1 protein-coding gene is annotated in these 213 nt (G+C 43.2%); it reads right to left on the bottom strand.

Translation table 11 applies throughout. The features are described from left to right. Positions 1–189, bottom strand: a 189-nt coding sequence (locus Q0791_RS25250) for a hypothetical protein (protein WP_299011986.1), incomplete at its 3' end; no start/stop codon positions are given. Positions 190–213: the final 24 nt, after the last annotated feature.

The following is a 213-nucleotide window of genomic DNA, read 5'->3' on the forward strand; positions in this document are numbered from 1 at the left end:
CTGCTGCAGCGTTTTATCTTGCGGGTAAGGCGTGTCAGTTTGATTCCATTCATGCAGCAAGGTGTGGCGTTCATCATCGGATAATAATGAGACCTCACCTAATCTTTTCTCAGACACGAGTATGGCCAATAACGCCCTTTGATACTTATTCGCAAAGTCCACTATTCGATTTTCTTCAAACAAGCTCAACGCGTAATTCCACTGAAGAGATAA

This window comes from uncultured Shewanella sp. (assembly GCF_947495455.1).
Lineage (GTDB): Bacteria > Pseudomonadota > Gammaproteobacteria > Enterobacterales > Shewanellaceae > Shewanella.